The organism is Eggerthella sinensis, from assembly GCF_003339815.1.
Classification (GTDB): domain Bacteria; phylum Actinomycetota; class Coriobacteriia; order Coriobacteriales; family Eggerthellaceae; genus Eggerthella; species Eggerthella sinensis.
On record NZ_PPTT01000001.1, the window covers coordinates 149,551 to 166,264 of the forward strand.

Annotated in this window: 9 protein-coding genes; all 9 read right to left on the reverse strand. The window is 66.5% G+C overall.

Annotation, left to right across the window (positions count from 1 at the left end; all coding sequences use genetic code 11):
• Positions 1-6: 6 nt before the first annotated feature.
• On the reverse strand, positions 7-3,438 hold the full coding sequence (locus tag C1876_RS00570) for a lectin like domain-containing protein (RefSeq protein WP_114544778.1): 3,432 nt from the start codon (positions 3,436-3,438) through the stop codon (positions 7-9).
• 35 nt (positions 3,439-3,473) lie between these two features.
• Positions 3,474-3,770: a hypothetical protein gene (locus tag C1876_RS00575; protein ID WP_114544779.1), complete on the reverse strand. Its 297-nt coding sequence runs from the start codon at positions 3,768-3,770 to the stop codon at positions 3,474-3,476.
• A 115-nt stretch (positions 3,771-3,885) separates the two neighbouring features.
• Positions 3,886-6,693 carry a C1 family peptidase gene (locus C1876_RS00580; RefSeq protein ID WP_158544510.1) on the reverse strand — a complete coding sequence of 936 codons (2,808 nt, stop codon included), beginning with the start codon at positions 6,691-6,693 and terminating at the stop codon, positions 3,886-3,888.
• Positions 6,694-6,733: 40 nt separating this feature from the next.
• Positions 6,734-10,495, reverse strand: a complete 3,762-nt coding sequence (locus tag C1876_RS00585) for a S8 family serine peptidase (RefSeq protein ID WP_148044503.1) — start codon at positions 10,493-10,495, stop codon at positions 6,734-6,736.
• A gap of 144 nt (positions 10,496-10,639) precedes the next feature.
• The gene (locus C1876_RS00590) at positions 10,640-11,437 is read right to left on the reverse strand and encodes a response regulator (protein WP_114544782.1); all 798 of its coding nucleotides are present in this window, start codon (positions 11,435-11,437) and stop codon (positions 10,640-10,642) included.
• Positions 11,434-12,771: a sensor histidine kinase gene (locus C1876_RS00595; protein WP_114544783.1), complete on the reverse strand. Its 1,338-nt coding sequence runs from the start codon at positions 12,769-12,771 to the stop codon at positions 11,434-11,436. Before C1876_RS00595 ends, C1876_RS00590 begins: the two co-directional genes overlap by 4 nt.
• A 159-nt stretch (positions 12,772-12,930) precedes the next feature.
• A complete protein-coding gene (locus C1876_RS00600) occupies positions 12,931-14,652 on the reverse strand; it encodes an FAD-dependent oxidoreductase (RefSeq protein WP_114544784.1) in 1,722 nt (573 codons plus the stop codon).
• Positions 14,645-15,226, reverse strand: a complete 582-nt coding sequence (locus tag C1876_RS00605; protein ID WP_114544785.1) for a cytochrome c3 family protein — start codon at positions 15,224-15,226, stop codon at positions 14,645-14,647. Before C1876_RS00605 ends, C1876_RS00600 begins: the two co-directional genes overlap by 8 nt.
• A gap of 404 nt (positions 15,227-15,630) precedes the next feature.
• Complete coding sequence (locus C1876_RS00610; protein WP_114544786.1) at positions 15,631-16,710, reverse strand: molybdopterin-dependent oxidoreductase; 1,080 nt, start codon at positions 16,708-16,710, stop codon at positions 15,631-15,633.
• Between the last annotated feature and the right edge of the window lie 4 nt (positions 16,711-16,714).

The window sequence follows — 16,714 nt, forward strand, 5'->3', positions numbered from 1 at the left end:
GTGTTCCTATCGTCCGCCCGCGCCGGGACGGCGGCGCGCAGCTGCACCGGCAACCGCCGCGCACGCCGCCGCAGCCAGCGCGCAAAGCGCTGCCGCACCCGCCATCGCAGCCGAATCGCCCGTGCGCGCAAGCTCCTTCGCTTCGCCCGCTGCGCCGCCGCTCCCGCCAGACGCGCCGTTCTCGCCCGCACCGCCGGATGCCGCGCGCGGCATCGTGAGCGCCTTCACGCACACGTTCGTCACGTACGAGCGCGAGGAGCCGCCGGATGCCGTGCCCTGCGCGAGGTCGTGCCCGTAACCTGCAGGATCGACCCAGTTCACACCGTCGGGCGACACCCAGCTCACCTCGCGCGCGCCGTCCGCGCCGCGCCCCATATGCGCGGGTTCGGCCCCCGGCATCTCAGGGTCGGGCGTGAACGTCTCCACGGCCAGCGGGTACGCGTAGCCCTCGTTTTCGACCCGCACCACCACCGAAAACGTCTCGCCTGCGGCCAGCGCCACCGGCTCGTCGAGCTCCACGGTCGCGTAGCCGGGAAGTTCCCGCACGCCCGCGCACGCAGCCACCAACTCGCCGCCACGCGGGTCGGCGTCGGTGGCCCCGCGGTGCACCTCCACCTCGTATGCGGTGTCGATACCCGTCGTGCAGAACTGCACACGGTCGAGCCACTCGTCGCGCTCAGCCACGAACACGTTCGCAGCCCAGCCCGCATCGCCGCCCACCGACAGCGAGTCCGTCCAACCCGCCTCGTCGTACTGGTACATGGCTTCGCCTGCACGCTTCACCTCGCCGAACAGCGCCGTCTGCACGTCGAGCGAAGCGTCCTCGTACGAGATCCAGAAGTATCCCGCATCGCCTTGGTCGGCGCCCCACGAGTTCTTGACGAGCCATGCGCCGTCGCATTCGGGGCGCATTGCTTCGTTGAAGTTCTCGCGCGAGAAATCGTCGTCCCAGCCCACAACGGCCACGTAATGGTCAGCCGCGTAGCCCGTCTGGTCCGGCGCTGTGTAGTAGCACGAATGCTCGCCGTTGAAGTTCGGCCCCTGCCAACTGCAGAACTCGGCCGTCACCGGCCCCTCCTCGGCGACGATGCGCTTCGCGGCCGCGCGCAGCGCATCGCCCTCCAGCGCCTCCCAATAGCTGCCGGCCGCAAGGCCCAGCGCCGCCGTTCCCGTCAAGCGCGCATCGCTTGCGAAGCGCAACGCCTCGTCCATCGAGTCGTAGGCCGCATCCGTCTCGCCCTCGCGCACGATCACGGCGCCCTTGCCAGCCGCAAGGCTGTTCGCTATGCGGAAGGGCGAGATTCCACCGGCGTAGGGGTTGTCGGGCATGAACGCGTTCAGACCGCCGGCTTCGCGTTCCTCGTCGCCCATCGTGGCGAAGTACACGGCATGGTAGGGCGAAAGCCCTGCCTCGATCAGCCCCTCCGAGGCCGCGTCGTCGTAGACAAGCGAGGTTTCCAGCGCCGCCATCGAGGCGAACGGCCCGCACAGGTCGCTGCCGCCCTGATCGCGCACCGGCGTGACAAGCCCCTCCTCGCGCGGGTCGAACGAGGAGCGCAGGGCCGGATCGTCCGGGTCCTCGGGGTCGGGGTCCGGCTCGGGATCGGGCGCGTCCGCCTCATCCGTCGTGAACGCCTTGATCATGACGTTGCCCACGCCGCCCTCCGCATACACTGCGGGATAGCCGCCGAACCTCGAGGGTGCGATGAGCCCCTGCACGTCAGCGGCGGAAAGCGTCGTCACGTCGCTCCAGGTGGCGCCCCCGTCGGCACTGTAGAAGCTCTCGCCCGCATTCGCCACGGCCCGCTGCACCTTCACGTAACCGCCCTGGGCCTCGTCGGGGTCGTTTTTGTCGTAGGCCGCCACCTCAAGCGGCAGGTACGCGCCCTCGTAGCCCTCGATGCGCTCCACCACGGAGAACCGCTGACCCGCGCCAAGGGCCACCGGCTCGTCAAGCGCGATGGTGTGGTAGCCGCCGTACTCCACCTCTTCGGTCTGGCTCGCCACCAGCGTGCCGTCGACGGGGCCGGTCGCGTCGTCGTCGAGCAGGTACACCTCCACCGACACGATGGAGCCAGGGTTCGCCGTAGTCGCGGACACGGCTTCCAGCACCTCGTCGCCCTCGGCCGCGAACACGTTGGCCGCCGCAACGGCGTCCCCGAACGCGCCCGGCTCCACCTTGCCCACGCTCGCAGCGCTCAGATAATCGTACTGATAGTTCGAGTCGTAACTGAACGAGCCGTCCGCATCGGGCAGATCGACCAGGAAGGACGTGGGCATGCCGATGCTCATGTCGTAGAACGACAGGTAGAAGCAGCCGTCCAAACCCCAGTCGTCGCCCCAGCTGTTCTTGACGATCCACGCGCCGCCCTCGGGCGGCTGTTTGGCGGGATCATCGGAGAACGTCTCCGGGGAAATCGTGTCGTCCCAGCCCACGATGGCCACGGCGTGGTTGGCCGTCGTGCGCTCGTCCACGTCGGGCGTGGCCGGATCGTCCTCGGTGATGTAAGCGTTCACGTACTGGGCCCACGTCAGGTAGTTGAAGTACGTGCCCTCCCCGTAGCCGGGGTCGTCCGGATCGGTGATCGGGCGCGACTGATCGGCATGGTAGCTCACGGACACCGCGCCGCTGTCCCTGAGCGCACGCTTGATGGCCGCCGTGGCATCAGAATCGTACGTGTAGTTGTCGGTGGAAGGGTTCGCCGGATCGGAGAACACGGCGGGGCTGGGAAGCGAGATCACATCCTGTACATGCACGGCCGCGGCGGTACGATCGCTTTCGGGCAGCGACCAGTCGCCGGAGGTGTCGTACTCGTCCCAAACCCCGTTCACATCCGTATAGGGAATGTCGGCCTCGTCGGCTGCGCCGAACCATGCGGAAAGCACGGCGGCGGAGGTGCCGTAGTCGCCGCCGGCGTTGAAGGTGAGCTGGGTGTCGGTTTGGCTCGCGCCCTCCGTGCGCTCGGCGAACGAGCCCTCCCCCGCCTGCCCCGCATCCGTCTCCGTCCCCACCGTCGTGCGGCCGAACCACGCCAGCTGACGCTCGGAGAAATCGGGGGTCGCGCCGTCGGCGAGGCCGCCTTGCACCAGCACGTTGCTCTCAAGCGAGGCCAGCGTGCCGAACGTCCAGCACGAACCCCACGGGTTCTGGTACTTCACCGGGGTGGCGGTGCCCGCCTCGCGCAGATCGAAACGCGAAGCCAGATCGTTCCCGTCCTCGGCGGCGGCGCGGGCACCCGCCCCGTCCGGATAGTTGTAGCGCGCCAGGGCAGCGACGCTCGGCATGGAGAGAGCGCCGGGCCTCACGTCGACAGCCGTCAGATCGCCGCCCGACAGCGACCCGTCGTCCGACTGCTCGGGCAGCGCGAACGCCGCCGCAGGCACGAGCCCGCACGTCAATACCACGCTGAGTGCCAGCGCAAAAATCCGCTTCACCATGAACGTCCCTTCCTGCCGCGCGCCGCAGCGCCGCCTCAACGGTACAGAATCGTCACCAGCTGGCTCATGACGGTATCGCCCGACCCGCAGGGGCTCACCTTCACGTCCACGATCTCGCGCCCGTTCGCCTGCAGAAAGCCGATAACGCCTTCCATGGTGAGCGACAGGTTCTTGTACGAGGTCAGCCCCGACGACCCTTGGAAGCAGCCCACGTGCAAAGCGCCGTCTTTCTCAGCCGCCGACTCCACGGTGACGCCCATTTCGTCAAGCGCCTTCGCCACGCGCTCCTGCAGCTTCTCCCCTTCGGATTTCCCCGGACCGAACAAACCCATGACGGGCCTCCTTCCGCAACCCTCCGCAGCAGCGCAGAAGGACGCGTCAAATCGAAACAGGCGGCCGGAAGGCATCCCTCCGGCCGCCGCCTACACCTACATCTGCGCTAACGCGCTACTCCTTGTCGATGCGCCGGCGCATCGCCATCGCCGTACCGGCGACAAGCGCCGATAGGCCGCCGACGCACGCAACGACGATGCCGAGCGTCGCGTCGTCACCGGTCTGCACCAAGGCGCCGCCCTTCGCGTCGGGCTTGGCATTGGGCTTGGCATCGGGCTTCTCCTCGGTGCCGCCCGAGCCGGCAGCCTCCTTCAAGCCGTCGGCCTTCGCGGCGTCGAACGCCTCGCGCGCGGCGGCAAGGTCCGCGACGGCGCGCTCGATGTCGCTCGCAAGCGGACGCTCCGCGCCCACTGCCGCCTCCGCCGAGGCGATGGCCGCGTCGAACGCGTCATGGACGGCCTGCGTCACCCACGACGTGCCCTTCGCCACATCGGCTCCGTCCGCGCTCACGACGGTCTGCGCCAAATCGTTGCGCGCGTCCTTGATGGCGTCCTCAAGCTGCTTCACGGCCTCGGCGCTCGCATACTCGTCGGCCAGCGAGCCGGGCTGTTTGGCCTCGTCGAACGCTTGCGCGGCCACGCTGAGCGCCAAGCTGATGCGGCGCACATCCCCTTGCGTGGGATGCTCGGTTGCAAGCAGGTCCTCAGCCTCCATGATGGCGACGATCAACTCGGCACGCACCTCGCTCGGCACCCAGTACTGCGAGGTGGGCACATCGGAGCCGTCTGCGCTCTCCACGGCGCTCTCGAGCATGTTCTTGCCGAAGCTCAAGCGCTCCTCAAGCTGCTGGATATCCTGCTCGGTGGCAGGATCGTCGGCACCCTCTTCAACCGGATAGCCGTACGCCTTGATGGGCAGGTTGTCGATCTGCGTGTTCTGCGCCTCGCTCGCTACGGAATCCGTGTGGAAATCCCTCCACGCAGGGTTCGCCCCGTTGTCGTCGGACGCGTAGATGAAGCTTTCGCCCTCGTTCACCACGCCCTCGAAGTAATAGGTGGGAACCATCTCCTGAATCTTCTCTTCGGCCTTCTGAGCTGCTGCAGCGGCAACCTTCTCCTGAGCCTCCGGAGTTTCCATATACTCGTCCGCCGCAGCGGCCGCTTCCTCCTCGCTCATGCCCTCGTCGATCAACTCGTCGTACTTCGCCTGCCGCAGAGCGTCCTCAGCCGCCACGAGATACGCCTCGTAGTATTGATCGTAGTACTGCGCGTGGTACTGACTCTTCAACGTGCCCAGGTACGCCTGATCCCAGCCGAAGTCGTAGCTGGCATAGTAGTAGCCATCATCAAGACACTGCTGCGTTACCACCACCGAGAAGCGCTCGTCCGCATGCAGGGTGAACGCCTGCTCGTCGGTCAACTCCACCGCGTGGAAGCCGCCCCACTCGAACGTCTGCTCAACCGTAGCCAGCTTCACGCCGTCAGTGGGCAGGGTCGCGTCCTCGTTAAGCAGGTACACGTCGAAGGTCACCTGCGTGTTGGGACGCGTTGTCTCGCACGTGAGCTTGCGGACCGTCTCCGCGTCGTCGGCGGAGAAGATGTTCGCCATTTTCATCGGAAGCGGAGAGGAGTTGCTCGCGACGTTCGCCGCGGGCATGTAGTCGTACTGGTGCACGAAGTAGTGGTCGTCCTCGCTTTGCGTGGACTCGACGGCGAAGTCGAACGTCTCGGGCTTGGTGATGCTCTTGTCCCAGTACGAGAGGTAGAAGTAGCCGTCTCCGTTGCCGTCGCCGTCCTCGTCGGTGCCCCAGCCGCCGGGATAGCCGTTGGGGAACTCGGCGCCCGAGCCCCAGCTGTTCTTGACGATCCACGCGCCGTCAGCATGCGGCTGCTTGCTGGGATCGACCTCGCCCGTCTCCGGGTCGGGGTTGCCGAAGTTCTCCGCGGCGTAGCTGTCATCCCAACCGACGATGGTCACCGCATGAGTGATCGGCTCCTCATCGTAGGTGTAGTGCGCCCACGTCTTGGTGTCGTTGATGCCGGGGTTCATGTAGCCCATCTCGGTGATCTGGCCAGGCTGCGACTGATCCGCGCAGAACGCAATGGCCACGCCGCGGCCCTCGTACAGCTGCTGCTTGATGGCGTCGTTGGCGCGCTCGGCGCCCTCGTAATCCCCCTCGACGTTGTAATCGCCCGGAGAGGGAAGCTGCACGGACTGCTCGAACTCCACCATCTGCTGGAAGCGGTACTCCTCGTCCACCGACCACGTGCCGTCGGCGCTGTACTGGTAGTTGAACTCAGCGCCCGTCGCGGGGTCCGTCACCTTGTCGATCAAGCCCTCGTCGTTTTTGTACGGCACGACCGACTCCGGAACGGGGCCGATGCCCGACGAGAACAGGGAGGTTCCGTACACCATCCACCCGCCGCTGTTCAAGCGGTTGTTGCCCTCTTGGAGGCTCACCATGCCCTCGCCACCCTGACCGGAATCGTCGTCAGCGAGAAGCGGCGTGTAGGCGAACCAAGCCAGATGGCGCTCGGAGATGTCTTTGAAGTCGTCGTTGAGATTGATGCCCTTCTGTGCAGCTTCGGAGATGATGCTCGCCTCCGAAGCAGCGGCGATGCCGAACGACCAGCAGGAACCCCACGGGTTTTGGAACTTCACCGGCGTGACGTATCCCTCTTCACGCAGATCGTACTGAGTGGGCAAGGCGCTTTCCGAGAGCGTCCGCGCGGACGACGCGCCCGTCGCCCAGTCGAAGGCGCCTTCGCCACTCGCAAGGTTGATTTGAGGGACAGGCAGATTCGCCGGTTCCTCGGCGAGCGCCGTGGACGGCACGCCCACGAGCCCCATCGCGAGGGCGGCCGACACGACCGCCCTCCCCACGTACCGCCCAAGCGGCCGGGGGCGCTTTTCATCTTTCATGCAGTTCCTCCGTTCCATCTCTTCCAAAACGCAAACCTTTTCAACGTTTGCCTGCGCGGCGGTGCCGAACCGCCGCAATCACCACGCCCACCAGCGCCAGCACGCCCACACCCGCAAGAACCGGCATGACTGCGGCCAGCGGATCGCCCGTGGAGACCAGCGACTTCGACGCCGCGCCCGCACCGCCAGCACGTTCGGGCGCCGGATCGGGCGCGGGCTCGGGCTGCGGCGCAGGATCGGGCTCCGGTTCGGGCTCCGGTTCGGGTGCCACATAGTCGCCCGGCTGCGCGACCGTCTCCACCGCCGTTGCGCTGAACGCGCGATACGGATCGTCCTGCACGCTCGCCAGCACGTAGAGTTGTCCGCGATAGGCCGTGGCCGCCGGAGCGAGCAGCTTCTGCCACGAAGCACGCTTGCCATACTGCTCGGGGTCGGAAGTGCCGTCGCCCGCCAGCAGGTAGGTGTCGGACGCGCCGTCGTCGCTTTCGGGGCCCACGAGCGCGAAGCCGTCCGCGAGCGCACCCGACGCCCAAGCCAGCTGCCCCGTCTCGGCCACATGCGCCGCCGTATTCACCGGCATGCCCGCAAGCCATCCCTCGGGGATCTCCTCGCCCGTATCCACGTCCATTCCGCCGCTTTGCGGCGTCGCCAATTCGACGCCCAAGACGCCGCCCACCTGGTAGCTTACCGACACGCCGCCCGAAACCACGAAGGCACCGTTTCCATACGAGACCTGGGGTCGAATGCGCCCCGTCGACAGCTCCCCGCACGCCTCAAGCGACTGAGCGTCGAAGTCCACCCGGTACACGATGGCGTTGTCGGCCGCCGCACCGCTCGCGATGCTCAAACCACCGAATACATACGCGGACTCACCGTCGCTCGCCAGCGTCCCGTACAACGGCGCGCCGTCCGCAATCGAGAACGTGTAGCCGGCAGGCTCCCAGGTCCCATCCGCCATGTAGCGAACGAGCGTGACGGAACCCGGCTCGTCGGTCAGCTGCAGCACGAGCGCGCCGCCCACCGTCGCACCCGACACGTCGATGATGCCCTGCAAGCCCGCCGCCTGTGCAAGATCCGTCGGCAGCGGTACCTGCTCCCACTCCCGCGTATCGGGGCGATAGCGCAGCATGCAGTCGCAGCCGTCCGTCTCTTCGGTGAAGTTGGTCGTGCGCGGCAGGCAGTAGATGTCGCCGTCGAAGCCCACAAGCTGCCACGAGCCCCAGCTGGCAAGCTCCTCGGGAACGGGCAAGTTCGTTTGGTCGTAGTAGGTCGCGTCCACGCGCGCGTTCAAGTCGGCGCGGTGGCTGGCCAGCTTGCCGCCCGCTTCTGCGCGCACGACCGTCTGGCCGCCCGCGAAGCCTGCAGGCTTTTGCACCGTCAGACGCACCTTGTTGTCGCCGAGATCTTCGCGGCCCACCACGACGGCTTCCGCGTCGCCCAAACGCACCGTCGTCGCACCCTCGGACATGAAGTAGCCCTCCACCTCCACAGCGTCGTCCGCATCGGACACCGCCGTGATGGCCGGGCCGGGATTCTGCGCGCCGTCCACCGTGGCGTAGCCGCTCGTGGAACACAGGCCCTCGTAGCGTTCGTCGCGCTCAGCCGCGCCTTTCACCAGCGCTGCCAGCTTCTCGGCCGACTTCGCCTCGTCGCCTTCGACTTCGGCCAGCCCCTTCCCGGCCAGCACCGTCGCCGCGCCGGCCACCGCGGGGGACGCCATCGACGTGCCCTGCTCGTAGGCGTAAGGTACGAGGTCGCTGCCCAAACCGACGCTGTCCACGTACACGGTGCCCGCTTGCATGCCGCCGATCGTCCGAACGCCGCCGGTCATGTCGAACGACAAGACGCCGCACATGATGCCCAGACCGAAGTTCTCCCAGTCCGTGTTCTCGGGGAGTTCGGCGTAGAAGCCACCCCACGAATCGCCGCCGATACCGAAGCTCCCTTCGACCTCCACGGCAACGTACGGCTCGTCGCTCGTGGTGGTTTTCACGAACATGACGAGCTGGGCGAGGAGCCCGGAACCGGAGCCCTCTGCACCCACGCCCGTGTAGCGGATGCTCACGTAGCGCGGCTTCTCGGCAACGTCGGAAAGATCGACCGACCCGAGCACGACCCGGGTGGGCCCGTCAGCCGAGCACTCGACAGCAAGAGAGCCGGCACCATCAAAACGCTTGCCCTCGTTCGACACGGAGGCAGAATCGTCGAACGGAAGGTAGAAACCCGCGGCATCCTTTTCGACGCCCTCGACGGCATGGCTCTCGGCATCGAAGCTTTCGTACAGCACGGCGTCTTCGTCTTCCTCGCCGAGGTAGTTCGGGCCATCGGCCACACCCGCCGCATTCGCTTCGCCGGTGGCCCACGTGGACAGGATGCCCGAGCCGGGGGCCATCACGTCGGTGGTCGTCTCGCCGTACTGGGTGAACGAGGAGCGCTCGCCCGTGGGATCGAGCGCGTTCACCACGATGGCGTAGGGGTTGTCGGCCAGCGTGGTGGCCGTGCTGGCCGCCGCGTCGTTGTCGAAAGCGGAGTTGCCCGACGCGAACACGCTCACGACGCCCTGTCGCCCAACCTCGGTCACCGCGAGGTCGATGGAGCGCCACATACCCTGGCCGAAGCCCCACGAGTTGTTGGACACCCGCACGTCCACGCCGGCGTCGCACGCGCGGCTCACGTAGTCGAAGCACTGCAGCATGCCGGCGAGCGTGTCGTTGTGGCGCACCGCCATGATGCGCGCGTTCGGCGCGAGGCCGCTCACGCCCTCATCGTCCCACGCCGCGCCGATGGTGCCCGCCACGTGCGTGCCGTGGTAGCTGGTTATGCCGGTGTGCGACGTGACGCCTGCCGCCGGGTCGGCGGCCGCCGCGAAGCCGTATTCGTCTTCCTTGCCGGTGGACTTGATACCGGAGGTCAAGCCCTCGTTCCACATAACCGGCGCGAGATCGGGGTTCGAGGCGTCCACGCCCGAATCGATGACGGCCACAACCACCTCGCCGAGACCGGTGGCAGCCTGCGCGTCGGGCCACGCCGCATATTCCATGTCCACCGCGTCGCCTTCCGCGCTGCCGCCCATGCGACCGTCGTTGCGGAAGCCCCACACGAATTCGTCGAGGTCGGCCGCCGGGCCGTCGTCGTCTTGGCCGAACACGACCTCGGCAGGTGCGCCGTCCGACTGCTCGGTCGCATCAGAGCCGGAGGCGTCGCCATCCGCGTCGGTTGCACCGGACTCGTCAACCGTATCGGCTGCCGCAACCCCGTCCGCCCACTCTTCATCGAGTGCTTCGTCCGCAGGCGCGGTCTGCACCGTCTCTTCGTCGGCATCGCCCGTCTCCACCACGGCGTTCGGCTCGGCGAATACCACGCGGGGATCGGCTTCGAGATCGGCGATAAGCTGCTCGGTAGTCTTGGCCTCGTCGCGCACGAGCACGAGGCGACCAGCCGCAGCCTCGGCCTTCCCGTCCGCCGAGAGCGAGCGCGCGAAAGCCGCGGCCTCAGGCGCGTCGGCATCGTCGCCAAGCGCCTCGGCGGCCGCACCTGCCGCGATATCCATCAGATCCTGAGCGCCTTCGAGCGCCCCGCCATCGGACGAGAACGTCCGCACGCCGCCATCCATCACGTACGCAATGGCCTCATGCTCGACATACGTGCCCGGCACAAGCGCCCGTTGCGCCGCCGCAGCACTGGTCGCAGCACCCGAGCCATTGCTCGCAGTCGGCTCGGCAGCCCATGCCGCGCCCGCCGGCACTGGCACGAGCGAACACGCAAGCAGCACCCCGAGCGCCATGTTTCCCAATCGCTTCATTATCTCCTCCGACATCGCACGCATGCAAAAATCGGATTTATGATAAAGAAGGCTGTGCAACAAAACGGCAACACGCACACGGGAATTCCCGCGAACGGCTTGGCGCGCAGGCGCGACTCCCTACCGCACGAAGCGCGGCGAACCTTAGCCCATGCGCAGGAACGGGCCTATGGAGTACTCGGCCCACGAATAGGCGGGCAGGTAGTCGCCGCGATACGAGTTCACCGCAACAGGGTCGCCCTCGAGGAAGCGGTAACTGTCGCTGTCGATGAGCGCCGGGTCGATGGCCAGGCTGTTCCGCGAGCGCACGAGCACCGCCTCCGCGCCCGCAGCGGTGAGCGCGGCGCGCAGATCGGCCACGATGTTTTGGAAGTAGCTGCGCCTCGAAGCATTGTAGGGCGCGTCCTCCCAGAGCACCGCGCACGCCTCGCGCGTAGCCACGCCGCAACCGCGCTTGTCCACCAAAAGCGCGAACAGCTCTTTGGACTTCGAGCGCTTGAACGACAGCGGTACGCCGTCCACCTCAGCTTCGAACCCTCCGAACGTCCGCACGTGCACGATGCTCGGCCGGCGCACGCGCGCACGGCGCTCATCGTAGACGAAGGTGAGCTCGCGACGCACGTCCTCAAGACGCGCCGGCTTCAGCAAATAGCCCGTCGCGCGCACGGTGAATGCATCGAGGGCATACTGCTCGTAGCTGGTCACGAACACGATATGCGTGTCGGGATTCCTGTCCTTGAGCGCTTTCGCCAGCTCGATGCCGCTCATCCCGGGCATCTCGATGTCGAGAAACGCCACGTCCACGCGATGCTCGCGCGCAAAGGCGAGCGCCGTGCGCGGCAGCGAGAACTCCTGCACCTCGCTCGCCTCGCCGGCCTCCCGCACAAGGCGCGCAATGCCGCGCAGCGCCAGCGGCTCGTCGTCCACTACGATGATGTTCATTCGCCGCCCCTTCCGCTGCCGGCACCGCCGCCCGCGCCCTCCCCCTTCGGGATGCGCAGCGTCGCGCGCGTGCCCGCACCCAGCGTACTGTCCACCACAAGCGCGCCGCCGCACAGCGCCTCCACGCGTGCGCTCACGTTCGCGATGCCCACGTGCAACCGACCGTCGAGCCCCACCGCATCCGGCTCGAAGCCCACGCCATCGTCGGCAACCGTCACCACAAACGCGTCCGGCTCCTCCGTAGAGGCCACGCGCACCCGGCCTCCCTCCTCGCGCTTCGTCACGCCGTGACGCACCGCGTTCTCCGCGAGCGCCTGCAGCGACAGAGGCGGCAGCGAAAACGCCGTGGCCCGCACGTCGAACTCCACGCGCAGCCGATCGCCGAACCGCTTCTGCTCGAGCGCCAGGTACGTGCACGCATGCCGCAACTCGCGTTCGAACGGGATGGGCTCGCGGCTGGTGAGCGAGGCCATGTTCTCGCGCAGATACGCCGAGAAGTCCGTGACCATGCGCGCCGCCTCGGTCGGATCGCTCAGGCACATCTCGCGAATGGCCGTAAGCGTGTTGTACAGGAAGTGCGGCTGAATCTGGCTGAGCATGATGTCGGCGCGCGTCTCGGCCAGCTCCTGCTCGCGCCGCGCCAAAAGCGCCTTGCGCTCGGATTGGATGCTGATGAAGATGATGAGCAGCACCACCGTGATGGCAGCGTTCAGAAGCGCCACGCCGAACATCGCCACCTGCATCGCGTTGGCCACCATCGGCAGCAGGAGATAGCTTGCGAAGCCCAGGCGCTCCGCTGCGGTCAGACTGCCGAAATGGCGCAGGATGATAACAGCGTTGAACAGGTGCAGCGCAATGACGGACGCTTGCGATATCCAGAACAGGCTACCGCGCTCATAACCCGCCTCAGGAGTCACGACGAACAGCATCCCGTTCCACAGCGAGGCAACGCAGCAGGCCGAATACGCCACGAACAGCACCCCCAGAAGCGGCGGGATCGCGCGACGTACCGCCGGCGCAAGCTGCGTGCGGCGTTCCAAGTACGATACGATGTAGCCCGTGAAGAACAGATAGAGGGGCATCACGGCCGCATAGTAAGCGAAGGAACCCGCCACCACCAGCACATACTGGCCTTGATCCAACGGTGGCGCAGGAGCCCACGACGTTATATCCCCCAAGGCCATGACGGTGTTCGCCAGGCAGATGCCCGCGAAGCAGCGACTCACCTCGTCGCGGCGCCCGCGGGCGGCAACGAGCGCCTGGGCGCCCATCATCGCGCACAAAAGCGCGCTGTACCCGTCAAGCGCTATGTTGAAGAGATCGAACGAATCCATGGCCGTATTCTATGCGGGCAGCGTCTCTCTGTCGATACGGGAGGCCTCGAGGGTCGGCAGCTGGACAGCGACATCGAACCCGGGGCGGCATGTGCCCTTCGCCAGCGAAGCCCCGCCGCATCGAGCGGCAGGGCTTCGCAAGAGGGGTCGATGCGGGGCCTACGCCTGCCCGGTGGCCGCCAGCATGCCGGCGCGGCGACCGAACGTCATCGTGCGGCCCGCGGCCAAGCCGGTGAACAGGTTGGGGTAGCTCACGCTGAAGAAACCGCCCGAGTCGTTCCCCACCATGTACAGACCGTCGATAGCCTTGCCCGCCTCGTCCACCGCATGCATGTCGGTGTCGATCAGCACGCCGTCGATGGTGGCCAAGAACCACGCGCCCGTGCGCACGCCGTAGTACGGCGGATGGGTGAGCTGCGTCAGGCGGTAGGGCTCCTTGTTGTAGTCGTCGTCCTTGCCCGCTTCGGCGAACCCGTTGTAGCGCTCCCACGTTTCCACCGTGGCATCCACCGGCAGGTTCAGCTTCTCGGCCAGCTCCTCCATCGTGTCGGCCTGCTGGATGTAGCCCGCCTCGATGAGCGCTTCGAAATCGCTCGCCATCTTCGTGATGGGCATGTTCGACGGCGCCCCGTTGTCGAAGGGGTACAGGCGGCAGCAGCCCACCTCGTTGATCTGACGCACCTGCTCGACATAGTCCGAATCCCAGATGTCAACATAGGTATGGTACGGCTGCATGAACGCCGAGTGCAGCATGTAATCGTACGGGCCGCTCTCGTTGCAGAAGCGCTTGCCGTTCAGGTTGACCTTGAGGAACGGCTGCTCGCCGAACCAGAACCACTTGCCCACGAGGTCGCTGCCGGCCACTTCGTCGGGCTTGCAGCACGCCCGGTTGAACGTGACGGCCGCGCCGATGGGATCGATGGTGGCACCGCACCACAGGGCGGCCTTGATGCCGTCGCCCGTGCAGCTCCCGCCCACCGGCACGTTGATTTTCAAGCGGTTGTTCCACGCCTGACGCGCCTCCACCATCTCGGTGTTCGCCGCGTAGCCGCCGGTGGCCAGGATGACGCCCTTGCTCGCGTTGACGCGCAGATAGTGGCGGTCGTTCCCGTCGCGGCAGATGACGCCCGTCACACGCCCCGACGCATCCTGCTCGCACTTCACCAGCATGGTGTCGTAGCGGAACTCGGCGCCGAGCTCTTCGGCATAGTCGCGCAGCGTGGTGCCGAAGGTGACGTCCTTGTTGTCCGTGAGCTTCTCCGGGCTGTGGCCCGTGGCCCACGCCTTGTCGCGCGCGCCCTGCCCCTCCGTGCCCACCGAGCCTTCGAAGCGCATGGCGAATTCGCCGTTGCGAGCGATGATCTCGCTCAGCCAGTCGATCATGTCGCCCGATTCATCGGCCCACAGCTTCACCAAATCGTAGTTCACGAAGCCGTTGGCATAGCGGACGATGTCCTCCATGGCCTCCATCTTGTCGATTTCGAACTGCGGGAACTCCTCGAACGACTCCCGTTGCAGCGTGGAGTCGATCGCTCCCAAGTCCTCGCGCGGCGTGGCGATGGCGCTCATCTGCTCGATGCCGAGCACCTTCGCGCCATGTTCGGCAGCCGAGATGACGGCGGGCAAACCGCCCGTGCGGCACCCCACTACCACCACGTCCACATCGATGGTTTCGGTGATGTCGGTTTCGGCCACGTCGGGCGCCGCGCCCAACCAGCTGGGCGTACCCGGCATCTGCGTGGCGACGTTCTTCGCCTCCGCAGCGTTCACGTAGCCGTTGCCGCATCCCGCAAGCGCGCCGGCAGCCGCCGCGCCGAGGGCCGTGATACCCGCGCCCTTGAGGAAGCTGCGGCGGGACAATCCGCTTTGTGCGTTATTCATTGGTGGCCTCCCATCCTTCGGGCAGTTGCAGGTCGTGGCATTTGGCGCAGTACAGCGTGCTCGTCTCGTGCACCTTGTGGCAATCGCTGCATTCGATGGCGTTGTCCTGATGGCTCGAATGCGGGTTGTACTTCTCGTCGTTGCCCTCGAAGCCCCAGGTGGCGTTCACTACCTCGTTCATGTCGTGGCAGCCGCCGCTCGTGCAGAACTCCTCGGTGGCGAACTCCTTGCCCGTGGCCAGCAGCTGGCCGTCCTCGTCCATGGGGTAGCTGTCGGACACCCACGCCATCACCTCGGACACCTGCGTGGTGATGGTTGCCTCGTGACAGTCGAGGCACGTCTTGCCCGTCTCGGCATGCTGCGTCACCAAGGTGCCCGGATCGCCCGCGCCGTAGCTTTCCACGTACGCGTCCATGGGGCTGTGGCACAGCGCGTTGCAGAAGCTGGGCTGCTCGTGCCACACCCACGCCCCAATACCCGCCACGACAACCACCGCGGCCACCACGCCCGCAACGATCCACCCGCGCTTCGTGCGCCGCGGCTCCGGCGGCGCGCCCTTCGTCTCATCGACCATGATCCTCCTCCTTCTCGCTCGTTTCGTACGTCTTACTAGCCCGCATCATGCGTTCGAAGAAGGAGGATGACCATTACCCCCGTGGGGTCATTTTGGTGTTTGGGGAGGTGAGAGGGGTGGCGCGCAGCGGGCGCGCCCCTCACCCCGCCACCCCATGACGCGCGACGGACTCGCCTCCCCCCCCTTCCCATGGCGCGCCCAGAGTTTCACTGGTCCGTGCGGCGCTGGCGCGCCGTTGAGGGGACCTGCGGGTTGCACCATCGGCGCGCAAGCGCCGCATACAACCCGCGAGCGCTCGCGCGCGCCATGGGAAGGGGGGCACTCGCGCGCCGTGGGAAAAAAGAAAGCACCCGGGCACGCCATGGGAAAAAGAAAGCGCCCGGGCGCCACATAGGAAGCTACCCTTACTCGACGGCGAACAGCAGGGTGGCTTCGAGCGGGGATACTGTGCCGTCGGCGGTTTTGGCTCGGACGGTCATGCGATGATCGCCCTGCTCTTCGAAGGTGGTGGTGAACTGCCAGTTCACCCACTTGTCGGCAGTGGCGCCTTCAGTGGCGCATGTTGTCCAGGTGGTTCCACCGTCGAACGAGAACTCGATGGCCTCGATGGGGCTGCCCACATCGTCGGCCACCCCTTCGAAGGTGATCTCGTCTCCCGCGGCGAACGTGCAGCCGTCGGCGTAGTTCATGATGTTCACCTTGTTGCGGTAGCACGGATCGACCTGCTGCACGTCCGGCACGGCATCTTCGCGCGTCAGCTCGATGTCGGTGATGTTGCGTGTGAAGTAGCGCGCTACGGTCTCGGGCATCCAGAGCTGCATGCTCGACCCTTCGGCCGACGTCAGTTCTTCGCCGTTCACCTGATAGACCAGCATCGCGTCGTGCTCCAACGCGTAGCGCAGCGGCAAGGGCTGTCCGAATCCATCGGCGCCGTACGCCGTCACGGTGTTCACGCCGTCTTCCAAGTCGGCCATTTCGACGATGGAGGCAAGCGGCACGCCCAGCACCGCCGCCTGCCCGAAGGGCGAGCCCGTCGCGCACGAGCACGCCATAAGCGTCTCCTCGCTGGCATCTTCGGACAGCGCGCTCACATCCACCGTGAAGTTCTTCTGGATGTGGCCGCCCACGTTCACGTAATAGTTGGCCACTCCGTCCGCTTGAGAGCCCAGCTCAACGGCGGGCTTCGAGCACATCGAAGTCAGCGCCGTGCCGAATACGTTGAACAGCTCGTCGTTCGGCGTCGTTCCCAGCTGATTGAACACGAAGGTCCCTTGCACGTCCGGCACGCGCACGTACGAGCCGTCGTCGATGTCGGCCCAGGAGGCCTCCACCACGTTCTCGTTGAACGTATGGGTTGTTCCACGCGCCTCGTCGGACGCATCGGCAGGGGCGGGGTTCAGCGCATTCAACGCCATGCCCGACCCGGTGAACAGCAGCGCCGCCCCGGCAACGCCGGCGAACACCCTTTTGCTTCGTTGTGTCATGTCA

Excerpts from the sequence above, each read along its gene's own strand:
- C1876_RS00570 (WP_114544778.1), bottom strand. The coding sequence starts at position 3,438 with ATGGTGAAGCGGATTTTTGCGCTGGCACTCAGCGTGGTATTGACGTGC.
- C1876_RS00575 (WP_114544779.1), bottom strand. The coding sequence starts at position 3,770 with ATGGGTTTGTTCGGTCCGGGGAAATCCGAAGGGGAGAAGCTGCAGGAG.
- C1876_RS00580 (WP_158544510.1), bottom strand. The coding sequence starts at position 6,693 with ATGAAAGATGAAAAGCGCCCCCGGCCGCTTGGGCGGTACGTGGGGAGG.
- C1876_RS00585 (WP_148044503.1), bottom strand. The coding sequence starts at position 10,495 with ATGAAGCGATTGGGAAACATGGCGCTCGGGGTGCTGCTTGCGTGTTCG.
- C1876_RS00590 (WP_114544782.1), bottom strand. The coding sequence starts at position 11,437 with ATGAACATCATCGTAGTGGACGACGAGCCGCTGGCGCTGCGCGGCATT.
- C1876_RS00595 (WP_114544783.1), bottom strand. The coding sequence starts at position 12,771 with ATGGATTCGTTCGATCTCTTCAACATAGCGCTTGACGGGTACAGCGCG.
- C1876_RS00600 (WP_114544784.1), bottom strand. The coding sequence starts at position 14,652 with ATGAATAACGCACAAAGCGGATTGTCCCGCCGCAGCTTCCTCAAGGGC.
- C1876_RS00605 (WP_114544785.1), bottom strand. The coding sequence starts at position 15,226 with ATGGTCGATGAGACGAAGGGCGCGCCGCCGGAGCCGCGGCGCACGAAG.
- C1876_RS00610 (WP_114544786.1), bottom strand. The coding sequence starts at position 16,710 with ATGACACAACGAAGCAAAAGGGTGTTCGCCGGCGTTGCCGGGGCGGCG.